The 15,246-nt window shown below is 67.4% G+C and carries 14 protein-coding genes and 1 tRNA gene; 7 read left to right on the top strand and 8 right to left on the bottom strand.

Annotated features, from left to right (window positions below; genetic code table 11):
- Position 1 precedes the first annotated feature (1 nt).
- From O5K39_RS16060 to O5K39_RS16050, 3 genes are all read right to left on the bottom strand, one after another.
- On the bottom strand, positions 2 to 955 hold the full coding sequence (locus O5K39_RS16060; RefSeq protein ID WP_271144606.1) for a hypothetical protein: 954 nt from the start codon (positions 953 to 955) through the stop codon (positions 2 to 4).
- 115 nt (positions 956 to 1,070) lie between these two features.
- A complete protein-coding gene (gene araD1 / locus O5K39_RS16055) occupies positions 1,071 to 2,057 on the bottom strand; it encodes an AraD1 family protein (RefSeq protein ID WP_271144605.1) in 987 nt (328 codons plus the stop codon).
- Between the two features lie 11 nt (positions 2,058 to 2,068).
- Positions 2,069 to 3,184 (bottom strand): aldose epimerase family protein, encoded by a 1,116-nt coding sequence (locus tag O5K39_RS16050; protein ID WP_271144604.1) that lies wholly within the window; start codon positions 3,182 to 3,184, stop codon positions 2,069 to 2,071.
- A 150-nt stretch (positions 3,185 to 3,334) separates the two neighbouring features.
- Here O5K39_RS16050 and O5K39_RS16045 point away from each other — a divergent pair, with 150 nt between their 5' ends.
- The 3 genes from O5K39_RS16045 to O5K39_RS16035 are packed head-to-tail and all read left to right on the top strand — an operon-like array spanning position 3,335 to position 6,445.
- Complete coding sequence (locus tag O5K39_RS16045) at positions 3,335 to 4,645, top strand: sugar MFS transporter (protein ID WP_271144603.1); 1,311 nt, start codon at positions 3,335 to 3,337, stop codon at positions 4,643 to 4,645.
- A 60-nt stretch (positions 4,646 to 4,705) separates the two neighbouring features.
- On the top strand, positions 4,706 to 5,647 hold the full coding sequence (locus tag O5K39_RS16040) for an alpha/beta hydrolase (protein ID WP_271144602.1): 942 nt from the start codon (positions 4,706 to 4,708) through the stop codon (positions 5,645 to 5,647).
- 36 nt (positions 5,648 to 5,683) lie between these two features.
- Positions 5,684 to 6,445 (top strand): SDR family oxidoreductase, encoded by a 762-nt coding sequence (locus O5K39_RS16035; protein ID WP_271144601.1) that lies wholly within the window; start codon positions 5,684 to 5,686, stop codon positions 6,443 to 6,445.
- A 66-nt stretch (positions 6,446 to 6,511) separates the two neighbouring features.
- Here the strand turns inward: O5K39_RS16035 and O5K39_RS16030 are convergent.
- Positions 6,512 to 6,587 (bottom strand) — tRNA-Lys (locus tag O5K39_RS16030).
- Between the two features lie 155 nt (positions 6,588 to 6,742).
- Between O5K39_RS16030 and O5K39_RS16025 the strand changes: the two genes are divergently transcribed.
- Together O5K39_RS16025 and O5K39_RS16020 are read left to right on the top strand one after the other, a co-directional pair.
- Complete coding sequence (locus tag O5K39_RS16025; RefSeq protein ID WP_271144600.1) at positions 6,743 to 8,182, top strand: amino acid permease; 1,440 nt, start codon at positions 6,743 to 6,745, stop codon at positions 8,180 to 8,182.
- Positions 8,182 to 8,535: an Hpt domain-containing protein gene (locus O5K39_RS16020; protein ID WP_271144599.1), complete on the top strand. Its 354-nt coding sequence runs from the start codon at positions 8,182 to 8,184 to the stop codon at positions 8,533 to 8,535. The genes O5K39_RS16025 and O5K39_RS16020 overlap by 1 nt, the downstream gene beginning before the upstream one ends.
- Here the strand turns inward: O5K39_RS16020 and O5K39_RS16015 are convergent.
- Entirely contained in the window at positions 8,532 to 8,864 is a 333-nt protein-coding gene (locus tag O5K39_RS16015; RefSeq protein ID WP_271144598.1) for a chorismate mutase, read from the bottom strand. The two genes, O5K39_RS16020 and O5K39_RS16015, sit on opposite strands and share 4 nt — an antisense overlap.
- Positions 8,865 to 8,917: 53 nt before the next feature.
- On the bottom strand, positions 8,918 to 9,742 hold the full coding sequence (locus O5K39_RS16010) for a ferredoxin--NADP reductase (RefSeq protein WP_271144597.1): 825 nt from the start codon (positions 9,740 to 9,742) through the stop codon (positions 8,918 to 8,920).
- 116 nt (positions 9,743 to 9,858) lie between these two features.
- On the opposite strand from O5K39_RS16010, the gene O5K39_RS16005 reads away from it, so the two are divergent.
- Together O5K39_RS16005 and O5K39_RS16000 are read left to right on the top strand one after the other, a co-directional pair.
- Positions 9,859 to 12,099 carry a S9 family peptidase gene (locus O5K39_RS16005; protein ID WP_271144596.1) on the top strand — a complete coding sequence of 747 codons (2,241 nt, stop codon included), beginning with the start codon at positions 9,859 to 9,861 and terminating at the stop codon, positions 12,097 to 12,099.
- A 223-nt stretch (positions 12,100 to 12,322) separates the two neighbouring features.
- On the top strand, positions 12,323 to 13,873 hold the full coding sequence (locus O5K39_RS16000; RefSeq protein WP_271144595.1) for an amidase: 1,551 nt from the start codon (positions 12,323 to 12,325) through the stop codon (positions 13,871 to 13,873).
- A gap of 31 nt (positions 13,874 to 13,904) precedes the next feature.
- On the opposite strand, the gene O5K39_RS15995 is transcribed toward O5K39_RS16000, so the two are convergent.
- Both O5K39_RS15995 and O5K39_RS15990 read right to left on the bottom strand, forming a co-directional pair.
- The gene (locus tag O5K39_RS15995; protein ID WP_271144594.1) at positions 13,905 to 14,381 is read right to left on the bottom strand and encodes an Hpt domain-containing protein; all 477 of its coding nucleotides are present in this window, start codon (positions 14,379 to 14,381) and stop codon (positions 13,905 to 13,907) included.
- A gap of 68 nt (positions 14,382 to 14,449) precedes the next feature.
- A complete protein-coding gene (locus O5K39_RS15990; RefSeq protein WP_271144593.1) occupies positions 14,450 to 15,220 on the bottom strand; it encodes an NAD kinase in 771 nt (256 codons plus the stop codon).
- Positions 15,221 to 15,246 lie beyond the last annotated feature (26 nt).

The following is a 15,246-nucleotide window of genomic DNA, read 5'->3' as shown; positions in this document are numbered from 1 at the left end:
ATCAGTTCGAGGGGGTCGGTGCCGCCGGCGCGGGCATCGCGGCCCTGACGGGCGTCAGGGTGCAGCCTCCGCCGATCGGCGCGGCGATGGCGCAAGGGATGACCCGGTCGATGACCTCGTCCTTGACGTGGAAGATGAAGCCGTCCGACCCGGCGCAACGCGCTTCGTAGAAGGCGCCATTGGCATTGGCCCCCATGAAGCGGCCCCCGTCGACCTGGCACGCAGCGGCATCGGTCCCGACCAGCCGCGCCTTCATGGTGGCGAACTGTTCTTCAGGCGTCGTGCTGGCGCAGCGTGATCCGGCGCTGACGATGATCCAGCACTCGGTCTTTTCCCAGCCTGTGTCGGTCCGCTTCAGTCGATAGCCGTCCAGACCCGCGCACCCGATCTCATAGACCGTCTGGCCGTTGGCGGTGCCGACCGGCCCGGCGGAATCGACCTGACACTGGATTCCGGCCTCCCGGGCATAGGCGGCAAGCACCGCCATGCCGTTCTGGTTCGCGGGCATCGTGCAGACGAAGGTGGTTTCGTTTCCCGGGCCGGCGACGTTCTGGGTCGCGGACTGGGCGGCGACGATACAGCTGACGGCCTGCGGCGGGGTCGACGCGATCAGCAGATACCCCGGTCCGGTCTGGCACGTCGCCTCATAGATGCTGGCGCTTTCGGACGTCTTGCCCAGCAGTTTCGCCTCCGTCACCTGGCAGGTCGCGCCGGCCCCCGTCACCGCCGCCTGAGCGTTGGCCAGGCTCTGGGCCGGCGGCTCGCGGCGCGCCTGGGCGTTCAGCCGCTGCATGTTGCGCAGGACCTCCCGCTCGGCCTCCATGATGTAGCCCGCGTTCAGTTCATTGGGCGGAATGCCGTTCTCGATCTGCGCCAGCGCCGGACCAGCCGCCGAAAGGACGAGGGTCGCCATGATCGGTGTGACGAGAAATGCGACGAGGCGAGAGAGGGTCATCACGTCATCCAGTACGGCAATCTGAAAAGTCTGACATGACCGTGAGGGCCATGACAACGTAGGTCAAGCTGTGCCGCGCACTCATTCCGGGCGACGGCGCTTATCCCGGCGAGCCTTAGAGCCGGCGGACGGCGGCCTGGGATTTGGCCGCGCGGACCAGCGGATTTCTGAGCGGCAGCGTGAACGGTGCCGCCTCGATCTCGAACACATCGCCCACCTGGGTGCGCACACCTTCCGAGAAGGAGAGGGTGGCGGTCCCGAAGAAATGCACGTGGACGTCTCCGGGACGACGGAACAGGTCGTATTTGAAGTGATGGTGCTCGAGGTTGGTCAGGCTGTGGGACATGTTGTCCTCACCCGACAGGAACGGCCGTTCCCACAGCACCTTGTCGTCGCGCAGGATCCGGCTGGTCCCGCGTAGATCCGTCGGCGGGGTTCCGACGAGCAGTTCCGGTCCCAGAGCGGCCGGGCGCAGTTTGGAATGGGCCAGCCACAGGTAATTGTGGCGCTCGGTCACATGGTCGCTGAACTCGTTGGCGAGGCAGACGCCCAGCCGCCACGGGGTCCCGTCCGGTCCGATCAGATAGATGCCGGCCAGTTCCGGCTCCTCGCCGCCGTCCTGGGCGAAGGCGGGCATGGTCAGAGGCTGTCCGGGACCGACCAACTGCGACCCGTCGCCCTTGTAGAACCATTCCGGCTGCTGGCCGACCGCGCCGGGGGCAGGCTTGCCGCCCTTCAACCCTTCCAGGAACATCCGCATCGAATCGGTCTGGTGGTCGGCGGCGGCGGCGGCCCGGTGCATCTGGTCGCGACCCTCAGCCGAGCCGAGGTGGGTCAGGCCGGTGCCGGTCAGGCTCAGGTGGGCCGGGTCATCGTGATCGATGGGGGCCAGCAGGCGGCCGGCCTCCAGCGCCACGTTCAGATCGACGACATCCCCCAGGCCGCGGCGGTCGATGACGGTGGCCAGATCGGCACCGGACGTGATGGCGTCCCAGGCCAGGGCGCGTACAGTTTCGGCACCCCTGATGAAGCGGGCGTCGGGCCCATCGGCGGCGATGACCTGCCGGCGGCCATCATCGGCCCGGTGCTGGAGAAGGCGCATGGAGCGGAGCCTCAGTCGGCGGTCGTGAGGCGATAGACCATCACGTGTCTGTAGGGCCGATCCGGATCGACACGGGCCGGTACGAAGGCCGGAACGTTCGGGGCATTGGGAAATTTCTGGGGTTCCAGCGCAAGGCCGTCGCCCATCCGGTAGAGATGCCCGCCCTTGCCGACGAGGGTCCCGTCGAGGAAATTGCCGGAATAGACTTGGACCCCGGGGTCGGTGGTCAACACCTCCAGCACCCGTCCGCTGTGTGGATCTTCGAGACGGGCCGCGAGTAGCGGCTGGTCCGTCAGGCCCTTGTCGAGGGCGAAGTTGTGATCATAGCCGCGCCCCAGGCGGATCTGCTCGTCGCGCGCGTCACGCAGGCCCTCGCCGATGATCCGTGGCGTGCGGAAATCGAACACCGTGCCGGCGACCGGCCGCAGTTCGCCGGTCGGAATCAGCGCCGCATCCACAGGCGTATAGGCCGCCGCCGGGATGGTCAGCCGGTGTCCCTCGATCCCCCCCGGCGCACCTTCGCCTGCCAGGTTGAAGATCGCGTGGTTGGTCATGTTGACGATGGTCGGTGCCGAGGTCGTCGCGCCAAACGCGATGGTCAGGGCGCCGGTGTCGTCGAGGCTGTAGGTCACGGTCGCGTCGAGCCGCCCCGGATAGCCGGCGTCTCCGTCCGGGCTGGTATGGGACAGCACGACCTGCGCCCGGGGACCGCTCTCGACCGAGACCACCCGCCAGACCACCTTGTCGAAGGCCTTGCCTCCGCCGTGCAGGGAGTTGGTCGTGTCGTTCAGCGGGAGCTGATAGGTCCGGCCATCAAGGGTGAACCGTCCGCCCGCGATACGGTTGGCATAGCGCCCCACCGTGACGCCGAAATAATTCGGATGGGTCTCGTAGTCCGAGGCGTTGTCATAGCCGAGCACGACGTCTGCGACGCGGCCGGCGCGATCGGGACCGCTCATCGACTGGAGGGTCGCGCCATAGGTCAGGATACGGGCAGAGACCCCGTGATCGTTGCTCAGCACGATGGCCTCGACGGCGGTTCCGTCCGCAAGGACACCCGCCGCCTCACGCCGCGCCTCGGCAGCCGACACTCCGCTCCAGGACGCCAGCCAGACCAGTGCCGTCATTGCCAATCCGGCTCTAACCATCGTTCGTCCCCAAGCTTTTTGCGCCGCGCTTGACGCCCGGCCTTGGCCCGCACAATAGTCTGACAAATGAGACGAGAGCAAGCGGCGCCGGACCCACCCGAGATGTCTGCTGCAGGGGAAACGAAGACGATGGCAGGACCGGTATCGGGCTTGACGGCCCAGGCTCAACCCGGCGCGACGGGGGGACCCGGGGCGCGCGCCGTTCTGTCGTTGCTGGCCACCCTGTTCTTCATGTGGGGGTTCATCACCGTCATCAACAACACCCTGCTGCCCCATCTGCGCAGTGTGTTCGTGCTGGACTACACCCGGACGACCCTGATCGAATCGGTCTGGTTTATTGCCTATTTCGTGGCCTCGATCCCGTCGGCCAAGCTGATCGAGCGGATCGGCTACAAGCGGTCGATCGTCACCGGCCTGGCCGTGATGGCGGTCGGCGCCCTGATGATGGTCCCTGCGGCACGACTGGCCTCATACGCTCTGGTCCTGACCGCCCTGTTCGTCATCGCCAGCGGCATCACCCTGCTTCAGGTCGCGGCCAACCCCTATGTCACGGTGATCGGACCGCCGGAGACGGGCTCGTCGCGACTGAACCTTGTCCAGGCTTTCAACTCCCTGGGCACGACGCTCGCGCCGCTGTTCGCGGGGTATCTGATCCTGGGGCGTTCCAGCGGCGGTACGGCCCAGGGCGAGGTCGTGCTGACCGCAGCCGAGCGTTATGCCGACGCCCAGTCGGTCATCCTGCCTTATATCATTGTGGCGGTGGTGCTGGCCCTGCTGGCCGTGGTCATCGCCCGTTTTCCCCTGCCGACCATCAATGCCTCGGGTCGTCGCGCCAGCGCCGCGGATCGCAAGGGCCTGTCCCTGTGGAAGCACCGCAACCTGGTCTGGGGCGTGCCGGCCATCTTCATCTATCTGATCGCCGAGATCGGCGTGGCCAACCTGTTCATCAACTTCGTGTCCCAGCCGGACATCGCCGCCATCAGCCAGGAGCAAGCCTCACGTTATCTGGCCATCCTGTGGGGCGGGATGATGGTGGGTCGGTTCTTCGGCAGCTGGCTGACGCACCGTTTCCCGGCCGACAAGGTCCTGGCCGTCTTCGCCGTCGGCGCCTTCGTGGTCATGGGGGTTGCGACCTTTGCCAGCGGACCTCTGGCGATGTGGGCGCTGATCTCTGTCGGCCTGTTCCACTCGATCATGTTCCCGACCATCTTCACCCTGGGCATCAAGGGTCTGGGGCCGTTGACCGAGGAGGGGTCCGGTCTGCTGATCATGGCCATCGCCGGCGGGGCCCTGGTCGTGGTGCAGGGGTGGCTGGCCGACCGCTACGGCCTGCAGCTGTCCTTCCTGCTGACCATGGTCTGCGAGCTGTACATCCTGTTCTACGCTTTGTGGGGCTCGCGCCCGACCCACGCCTTGCCGACGTCCGACGTCAGCGCCTGATCCGGTGACGGTCTCCAGCGCGCACCGGTGCCCGATCAACATCTCAACAGGACACGCCAAGTGAAACTTCGTCCCATCGCGGCCTTGGCTCTGCTGGCGGCTCTCGGCCTGTCGGCCGCGCCCGCCCTGGCCCAGACCTCGCCCGTCACCCCCGCCGAGGCCCCGGCCGAGCCCAACGCCATTCCACTGAACACCGGCGGGGTCGATGGACAGTCCTCACCCGAAACCTGGTTCAACCAGTGGGGCGATATCTTCACGCGCAACGTCACGGTCGCCACCCTGACCCCGGTCCTGCCGGCGGCCGGCAAGGCCAACGGCGCCGCCGTGGTCGTGGCACCCGGCGGCGGCCTGCGCTGGCTGTCGATGAACAACGAGGGCTGGGAGGTCGCCCAGGCCCTGGCCGACCGGGGCATCGCCGCCTTCGTCCTGAAATACCGGCTGCAGCCCACGCCCGCAGATCTGGCCGAGTTCGAGCGGAACATGAACGGCATGTTCGCCGAAGGCGAACGCCGGCCGCCGCGCCCGACGGTCGATGCCATGTCGTCCCGGCCCGGCGGGCCCTTCGCCAATCCGGTCGCCGACGCAGAGGCCGCCTTCGCCTTGATCCGCACCCGCGCCGGGGAATGGGGCGTCGACCCCGAGCGCATCGGCATGGTCGGCTTCTCGGCCGGCGCCGGCACGACCATGGCCACGACCCTGGCGGGGGGAGCGGCCAGGCCGGCCTTCATCGCACCGATCTATGGGGCCATGGACCCGGTCGAGGTGCCCGCCGACGCGCCGCCCATGTTCGTGGCTCTGGCGATCGATGACCCGCTGTTCGGCAACCGCGGCATCGGCCTGGTCGAGTCCTGGCACCGGGCCGGCAGGCCGGTCGAACTGCACCTCTATCAGAACGGCGGCCACGGTTTCGGCCTGGGCAACGAAGGCCGCACCAGCCTGGGCTGGTTCGACGTCTTCATGCGCTGGCTGGACGTCAACGGCTGGCTCCAGGCCAAGACCTGAACACGCCAGAAACGAACTTAGCGAAAGAGAGTGGTCATGGGCGCAGTCTATCCGGATCTGGCGGGCCAGACGGTCATCGTCACCGGCGGAGCCGCAGGGATCGGCGAAGCGATCGTCCGGGCCTTCGCACGCCAGGGCTCCCGCGTCGCCTTCATCGACATCGATCAGGCCCGAGGATCAGCACTGGAGGCCGAGATCAACGGAAGCGGGAAGGGCGATGCGGCCTTCTTCCCATGCGACCTGACCGATATCCCGGCGCTGAAGGCGACCATCGACGCCGTCCGCAGCCGCTTCGGGCCGATCGAGGCCCTGATCAACAACGCCGCCCACGACGAACGGCACGCGACGCTCGAGGTCACCGAGGCCTATTGGGACGGTCGCATCGCGGTCAATCTGAAGCACCAGTTCTTCGCGGCCCAGGCCGTCCTGCCGGACATGGTCGCCAACGGACGCGGGTCGATTCTCAACCTGGGTTCGACCTCCTGGATGATCGGTCAGGGCGGCATGGCGGCCTATACGGCGTCCAAGTCGGCGGTGCTGGGGCTGACGCGATCGCTGGCCCGGGACTTTGGCCAGCATGGCGTGCGGGTCAACGCCCTGGCTCCCGGCTGGATCATGACCGAGCGCCAGCTCGAGAAATGGGTGACGCCGGACTCCGAGCGGGAACTCTACGAGCGGCAATGCCTGAAGCGCCGGCTCGTCCCCGAGGACATCGCGCGCGTCGTGGTGTTTCTCACGTCCTCGGAGGCCTCGGCGATCACGAACCAGCAGTATGTCGTCGACGGCGGCTGGACGTAATCACGGTCGCCGACGTCGGAGTGGTCGTGACCGGGGGGGCGGCCTGGAATGATCGAAGACGAACGATGGTGGGTGATGTTGGGTTCGAACCAACGACCCGCTGATTAAGAGTCAGCTGCTCTACCAACTGAGCTAATCACCCGTACCATCTCGCGCCCCTTCGCCTTGGTGAGCGTCGGGGAGGGGCGGACATACCGGGGGAAGACGCGTCGCGCAACCCCGGATTTGCGAACGACTTTCGCAAATGGGCCTGGCGCGCTGTAAGGTCACGGGGGAATCAGCGGGAGAGGCTCATCCATGGCGTTCTGGAACCGGCGCACGTCGATCGATGCGATGCATGAACCGCATGACGAGGCCACGCATGGGCCGCGCCTCAAGGCGACGCTGAGCTGGCCGCACCTGCTGGCGCTGGGCGTCGGGGCCATCGTAGGGACCGGCATCCTGACCCTGATCGGGGTCGGAGCCGGACTGGCGGGGCCGGCGGTGCTGGTGTCGTTCGGGCTGGCGGGACTGGTCTGTGCCTGTGCGGCCCTGGCCTATGCCGAACTGTCGACCATGATGCCGGCGGCGGGCAGCGCCTATGTCTATTCCTATGCGGTGCTGGGCGAGTTGTTCGCCTGGATCGTGGGGTGGAGCCTGATCCTTGAGTATTCGCTGGTCGTGTCGGCGGTGGCCGTGGGCTGGTCGGGTTATGCGGTCGGCTTCCTGAACGGGCTCGATATCGGCGGGGTCAGCCTGGCTCTGCCGGCGGCCCTGACCATGGGGCCGCACGCGGGCGGGATCATCAACCTCCCGGCGGTCTTCATCATCGGTGTGGTGACCGGACTGTTGCTGCTGGGCACGCGCGAGAGCGCGAACGTGAATGTGGCCCTGGTGGTCATCAAGATCGTCGCCCTGATCGTCTTCGTGGTGCTGGCCCTGCCGTCGTTCGACGCGGCCAACTTCACCCCCTTCATGCCCGAGGGCTTCGGGGCACCGTTCGTCAAGACGGGGGTCATGGCGGCGGCGGCCATCATCTTCTTCGCCTTCTACGGCTTCGACGCCATCTCGACGGCGGCGGAAGAGACCAAGAAGCCCGAGCGCGATCTGGCCATCGGCATCGTCGGCTCGATGCTGATCTGCACGGCCCTGTATATGGTGGTGGCGGCCGCAGCGATCGGGGCCCGGCCGGTGGCGTCCTTCGCGGCCAGCCCCGAACCCCTGGCCCTGATCCTGCGCGACCTGGGGCAGGGGACGGCGGCGAAGTGGATCGGCGTGTCGGCGGTGGTCGCCCTGCCGACCGTCCTGTTGGCCTTCCTGTTCGGCCAGAGCCGCATCTTCCTGGGCATGGCGCGTGACGGCCTGCTGCCGGTGCGGCTGGCGCAGATATCGACGCGGGGCGTTCCGGCGCTGGTGACGGTGTTCACGGCGGTGGTGGTGGCGATCCTGGCCGGGCTGTTGCCGCTGGACGAGCTGGCATCGCTGGCCAATGCGGGGACGCTGGCGGCCTTCTGTGCCGTGGGGGTCTGTCTGGTGGTGCTGCGGCTGCGCGATCCGTCGCGGAAGCGGCTGTTCAAGGCCCCGCTGTGGCCCGTGGTGGCGGCGATTACCGTCGTCGGCTGCGTGGTGTTCTTCCTGAGCCTCAAGCCGAGCACCCAGCTGGGCTTCTTCGCCTGGAATGCGGTCGGGCTGGTGATCTATCTCATCTGGTCGTCGAAGAACGCGCGACTGGCCAAAGCGCCTGCAAGCCAGCCCTGATGGCGCAGCGGGACCTGTCCGGCGCGGTGGACTTCGGTGTGCTCGATCGCATGACCGGGGGTGACGATGCGATCGCCGAAGAGGTGCTGGGCCTGTTCGCCGAACAGGCGGCCATGTGGTCGGCCATGCTGGAGCCGAAGACGGACGGCTGGCGTGACGCCGTCCACACGATCCGGGGTGCGGCGGCGGGGATCGGGGCGGGGCCACTGGCCGCGATCTGCGCGGACGCCGAAATCGCGGATCAGGCGCTGGCCGCGCCCGCTTTGGACCGGGTCAGGACGGCGCTCGACAAGGCCCTGGCGGACGTCGCGGCCTGGCGGCACGAGCTGATGTTGCGGTCGCTGCGGTCCTAGCTGCGCGTCCGGTCGTAGACGCCGAACTCGTGGGCGATGCAGCGGTCGATCAGGGTGCGCCAGACGGGTTCGGCGATGTCGGGCGACAGGTGGTGGGCCTCGGCGGCGGCCAGAACCTTTGAAACAACGTCCTCGATGCGGGCGTCGTCGTGGACGGCGTCGCGGTCGGGCTTGATGCGGGCGGCGGCGTCCATGTAGCGCTGACGTTCGGCGATCAGAGCGACCAACGCGCGATCCAGGGCGTCGACCCCCTGGCGCACCTCCACCATCGTCGTGCATTCGGACGGATCCAGACGCGGATCGACGGCGACGAGGGCGGGCTTGTGCATAGCGGGGGAACTAGCGCGGGCAGGGCGCCCCGCCAAGGCCCGATGCCTGCGACCTATCCGACGAACGCCCGTTCCAGCACATAGTCGCCGGGTTCGGCGTTCGACCCCTCTTTCAGGCCGTAGGATTCCAGCAGTTCGCCGGTCTCCTTGATCATGGCCATGGAGCCGCACAGCATGACGCGGTCGGTGTTGGGCGAGAACCCGATGGGCAGGCCCAGGTCGGCGAAGACGTCACCGGACTTGATGCGGTCGGTGATGCGGCCCGGCGTCTCGAACCGTTCGCGGGTGACGGTCGGATAATAGACCAACTGCGCCTTCGCCTCGTCGCCGATCAGGGGATCGTCATGGATCTCGCGGCTGAAGAAGTCGCGGTAGGCGAGGTCGGCGACGTTGCGCACCGTGTGACAGACGATGACCTGACCGAAACGGGAATAGGTGTCCGGATCGCGCGCCACGGCCAGCCAGGGAGCCAGGCCCGTGCCAGTGCCGATCAGCCACAGCCGCTCGCCGCCGGTCAGGGCGTCCAGAACCAGGGTCCCCGTCGGCTTCTTGCCCATCAGGACTGTGTCGCCGGCCTGGATCTTTTGCAGGCGGCTGGTCAGGGGGCCGTCGGCGACCTTGATCGAGAAGAACTCCAGTTCCTCGGCCCAGCCGGGGCTGGCGATCGAATAGGCGCGCAGTACCGGCTTTCCACCGTCCTCGCCCGGCAGGCCGATCATGACGAACTCGCCCGAGCGAAAGCGGAAATCCTCCGGCCGTTCGACGGCGAAGGAGAACAGGCTGTCGGTCCAGTGCTTGACCCATTTCACCGTCAGCCCGTGGAAGGGGCTGGGCTTAGGCGGCGTCACGGCTGCGGGGGAGAGGAGGGCGTCGGTCATCCCGGTCTGTTTAAGGACTGTGGCGCGGGTCCGAAAGGCGCGCCGCCGTCGCATCGGGCCGGTCTGGCCGAAAAAATCTCGGTGACGGCGATAGATTGGCTCGCTAGCTATTGGGAATGCGCACAGTTCTCCTTGCTTCGACGCTGCTTCTGGCGGCCGGTTCCGCGATGGCCCAGACCACTCCAGACCCATCGATCCTCGCGCCCGAGCGGGTGTTCGCCAACCCCAGCCTGAACGGTCCGGTGGCCCAGGGGGTCAGCCTGTCGCCGGACGGCCAGCTGGTCGCCTTCCTGAGGGCGCGCGAGGACGACGTCTCCGTGCTGGATCTGTGGGCCGCGCCGACGGGGGCGGGCGAGCCGTTCAAGCTGATCGACGCCCGGGCGCTCGTTCCCGACGCCGGCGAGCTGTCGGAGGCCGAGAAGGCGCGGCGCGAGCGGATGCGGATTTCTCAGCGTGGCGTGGTCGAATACAGCTGGGACGAACAGGGACGTTTCATCCTGGCCCCGCTGGAAGGCGACATCTATCTGGCGTCGCGCGCCGACCAGAGCGTGCGCCGCCTGACGACGACGGCAGCCGACGAGATCGATGCCAAGGTGTCGCCGAAGGGCAACTTCGTCTCCTATGTCCGCGACCAGGATCTGGTGATCCAGGATCTGGCCACCAACACAGAGACCCCGGTCACCACCGACGGCGATGGCTTGATCACCTGGGCGACCGCCGAGTTCATCGCCCAGGAGGAGATGGATCGCGACACCGGCTACTGGTGGAGCCCGGACGAGACCTACATCGCCCTGCAACGCACCGACGAGAGCACGGTCGATATCGTACCCCGGCTCGATATCTCGGGCGGTGGCGCGCGGACGGTGGAGCAGCGCTATCCCCGCGCCGGACGGCCCAATGCGGTGGTCGAACTCTATGTCCAGAACCGGGCGGCGGGGACACGAGTCAAGGTCGATCTGGGTGCGAACGCCGACATCTATCTGGCGCGCGTCAACTGGTCCCAGGATGGCAAGACCCTGTATGTCCAGCGCCAGTCGCGGGATCAAAAGACGCTGGATCTGCTCAGCGTCGACCCGGCGACCGGCGCCTCGACGGTGATCGCGACCCAGATCTCGACCGCCTGGGTTCCGCTGACCAATGATTTCAAGGCGCTGAAGGACGGCACCTTCATCTGGTCTTCGGAAGAGAGCGGCTGGCGGCATCTGTATCGCCATGCGCGCGACGGCCGCCGGCTAGGGGCGATCACCTCGGGCGCGTACCCGATCAAGGGGCTGAACGGCGTCAATGAGGCGACCGGGGAGGTCTTCTTTACCGCCTCGATGAAGGACAGCCAGGAACAGCCGATCGAGCAGCAGATGTTCCGCACCACGCTGGACGGCGGGACGCCGGTCGCGGTGACCCCCGCCGGTGGCTGGTGGGGCGTGTCGATGAACCGGACCGCGACCGCCTATGTCGGCAACTACACGGACCTTGAAACCCCGCCACAGTCGGGCCTGTATCAGGCGGACGGGACCTTCGTGCGCTGGATCGAACAGAACAGGCTGGACGAGCGCCACCCGATGTTCCCCTATCTGGCGCGGCGACAGGCCCCGACCTTCGGCACGCTTCAGAGTCAGGGCGAGACCCTGGTCTGGCAGATGACCACGCCGCCGGACTTCGATCCGTCCAAGACCTATCCGGTCGTGATGCAGGTCTATGGCGGGCCGTCGGGTGGCGGGGTCAAGGTCGGCTGGCAGCCGGCGACCAACCAGTTGCTGACCGAGGCGGGATACATCGTCTTCCGCCTCGATAACCGGGGCGAGGGCGACCGGTCGGCGGCGTTCAAACAGGCGCTGTATCTGAAGATGGGCCAGCCCGAGGTGGAGGATCAGCTCTTGGCCGCCGACTATCTGCGCAGCCTGCCCTATGTCGACAAGGACCGGATCGCGGTCATGGGCTGGAGCTATGGCGGGTTCATGGGCCTGATGATGGGCACCGAGCCGAAGATGGGCCTGGCCGCCATCCTGGCCGGGGCCCCGCCGACGGAATGGAGCCTGTACGACACCCACTATACCGAGCGGTTCATGTCCACGCCTGAAGGGAACGTGGAAGGCTATGCGGCGTCCGACGTGATTCCCCGTCTGCCCAACCTGACGGGTCGGCTGCTGCTGATGCACGGGATGGCGGACGACAATGTGATCCTGGAGAACTCGACCCGCGTCATCGACGCGCTCCAGGCCCGATCGACGCCGTTCGAGCTGATGCTGTGGCCGGGTCAGAGGCACGGGGTGCGCGGCAACGAACGCCAGTTGGCCCAGTGGCGGATCTATCTCGACTTCCTCGATCGCACGATCGGGACGAGATCGCATACCCCATAATCCGCTCATCCTCCCTTGATTTCGTCATGGCCCGGCTTGACCGGGCCACCCAGCGGCGCCGAAGGCGACCTGTTCAGGCATGAGGTTGCAAATCCCATGCGCGACAGGTTCGCGCTCCTACGTGCCGCTGGGTCCCCCGGTCTGCGCCGCGAAGGCGCGGCTTGCCGGAGCATGACGAAAGAAGGAAGGTGCCTGCCTCCTCCCGCCGCCCGGAAGTCCGCCGATGAAGACCGTCCTCCTGTCCGCATTTGCGGTCGCCGCCCTATCCTTGTCGGCTTGCGCTACGCCGAACGATGACGGCAGTTGGACGATGCCAGGCGACAACGGCGGACGCATCTATCAGCCCCCGACCGCCGCGGCCGTCGTTGACGGCCAGTTCCCGGCCCGCTCTGCCATCGAAGGTTCGGTCGCGCTGATCTTGAGTGCGGACACGGCCTTCGACCCACCGTTAAACGCTGTGATTGCGATCGCACCGGCCGCCCTCGCTGAACAGCCGATCGATATTCCGACCGGGGCGCTAGTCGGCCTGCCGGTACTTCTCAAGGACAATATCGAGACCGCCGATATGCCGACCACGGCCGGTTCGCTTGCACTGGCCGCCAACGCGCCCGGTCGGGACGCGCCACTCGTGACGCGCCTGCGGACGGCCGGGGCGGTGGTCCTCGGCAAGACCAACCTGTCCGAGTGGGCCAATATCCGATCGACGCGGTCGATCAGCGGCTGGAGCGCGGTCGGGGGTCTGACGTCCAATCCCTATGACCCGGCCCGCACCGCCTGTGGCTCCTCATCAGGCAGCGCGGTAGCGGTCGCCGTGGGTCTGGCCCCCGTGGCCATCGGGACCGAGACCAACGGCTCGATCACCTGCCCGGCCTCGGTCAACGGGGTGGTCGGGTTCAAGCCGACCGTGGGTCTGGTCAGCCGCACCCATATCGTGCCGATCAGCCATTCCCAGGACACGGCCGGGCCGATCGCCACGACCGTCGAGGACGCCGCCATCGTCATGACCGCCATCGCCGGTTCCGACCCGCTGGACGCCGCCACCGCCGAGGCCGATGCGCGCAAGGTCGATTATCGCGCGGCGCTGGACGCGAACAGCCTGTCCGGCACCCGGATCGGGGTGCTTCGCTATGCCACCAACTATTCGGCCGACACGATGGCGGCGTTCGAGACCTCGCTGCAGGCGATGCGAGACGCCGGTGCCGTGCTGGTGGACATCACCACCGCCCCCGACCTGCGCACCATCGGCGGGGAATCGTTCAAGGTGCTGATGTTCGAGCTGAAAGCTGACCTGAACGCCTATCTGGCCTCGACCGACCCGGTCCAGGTGCCGACCCGGACCCTGGCCGACCTGATCGCCTTCAACGCCGCCACCCCGGCCGAGACCGTCCTGTTCGGTCAGGAACTGTTCGAGCAGGCGCAAGCCAAGGGCGACCTGACGACCCAGGAATACATCGACGCCCGCGCCACCTCGTTTCGTCTGGCCGGACCCGAGGGCATCGACAGGATGATGGCCGACAATGACGTGGTCGCCCTGATCGCACCCACGACGTCACGCGCCTGGACCAACGACCGCGAGGACGATGACAATGCGCAGGGGTCCACATCGACCATCGCGGCGGTGGCGGGCTATCCGCACCTGACCGTGCCCATGGGCTTCGATCGCGGCATGCCGGTCGGCATCAGCTTCATCGGCGGCAAGTGGGACGACGCGACCATCCTGTCGCTGGGCTACGCCTTCGAGCAGAAGACCCACGCGCGGCGGCCGCCGAACTGACTGGCGTCTCCGTTTGCCGGATACGGCGGGGTTACGCCCGGTAGGCGCTGACCTTGGCTTCCAGCGTTTCGGCCAGGATGCGGCCGGTGGGGTGGTCGTCGGTCTGGATTTCGTCGCGGACCACTGCGCGTATGGCGTCGATGTGGGCGTCGAGCAGGGCCTGGGGGGCCTCGGCGCGCTTGCCGGGTTCGTCCAGCAGCTTGCACAGGGATCCGGCCAGACGGGTGACCAGCGGATACTGGTAGGTGCTGCCCAGACCCTTCAGGTCATGGGCGCGGAAATAGAGCTCCTCGGCCGTCTCGGCGTTCAGGCCCCTGGCGCGGATGGCGGCCTGGGCAGCGTCCAGCTTGGTGATCTCGTCCTGGAGCCACTGGCCGAATTGGGAAGACATGGCCTTCAGGGCCGCCTCGGCCTTGGCGATGGCGTTGGCGTCGATGCCGCCGAACCCGCCGCCGACCTTGAGGCGAAGCGTGTTGGGGGGGCGGATGACCTGGGCCGGGTTGCTCACGAAGAAAGCTCCTGAAACGAACCCCCTGATCCTGCACGGGGGCCGTTAAGGAACGGTGAGTCGCGACTTCAGGCCGTGAACTGCTCGGCCAGGACCCGTTCCTCGAACGATCGGCCGGCGTCGAACAGCATGACCAGGTCGATGTCGCGGCGTTCGCGGACCTCGACCCTGGCGACCCGGCGGACTTCAAGGCCGTCGGCGACGGCGCTGACCGGCCGTTTGTCGGCTTCCAGCACCTCGAAACAGACCCGCGCCTCATGCGGCAACAGAGCACCGCGCCAGCGGCGGGGGCGAAAGGCGCTGATCGGGGTGAGTGCCAGGACGCGGGCGTCCAGCGGAATGATCGGGCCGTGGGCAGACAGGTTGTAGGCAGTCGAACCGGCCGGGGTGGCGACCATGCAGCCGTCGCAGGTCAGCTCGTCCAGCCTCACCTTGCCGTCGATGGAGATGCGGATCTTGGCGCTCTGGCGGGTCTGCCGCAGCAGGGAGACCTCGTTGATGGCCAGACCGGAATGGACCTGACCGGCTTCGGTTGTGGCGTCCATCTGGAGCGGATGGATGACGGCGCGGCCGGCCTCGGCAATGCGGGCGGGCAGATCATCCTCGTCGTAGTCGTTCATCAGAAACCCGACCGAGCCCCGGTTCATGCCATAGACCGGCGTGCGGCGACTGAGATCGGCGTGGAGCGTCTCCAGCATGAAGCCGTCGCCGCCCAAGGCGACGATGACGTCGGCCTGATCGACATCGACCGAACCGTAGCGGGCGATCAGCCGTTCGCGAGCCTGCTGCGCCTCGGGCCGATCGCTGGCGACGAAGGCGAGGGTGGTCGAGGCGGTCATCGGGACGGCGAGGGGGGCTGGGCGTT

This window comes from Brevundimonas sp. NIBR10 (genome assembly GCF_027912515.1).
Lineage (GTDB): Bacteria > Pseudomonadota > Alphaproteobacteria > Caulobacterales > Caulobacteraceae > Brevundimonas.
The sequence above is the reverse complement of the archived record's forward strand: the minus strand, read 5'-3'. Positions and strand labels throughout refer to the sequence as shown.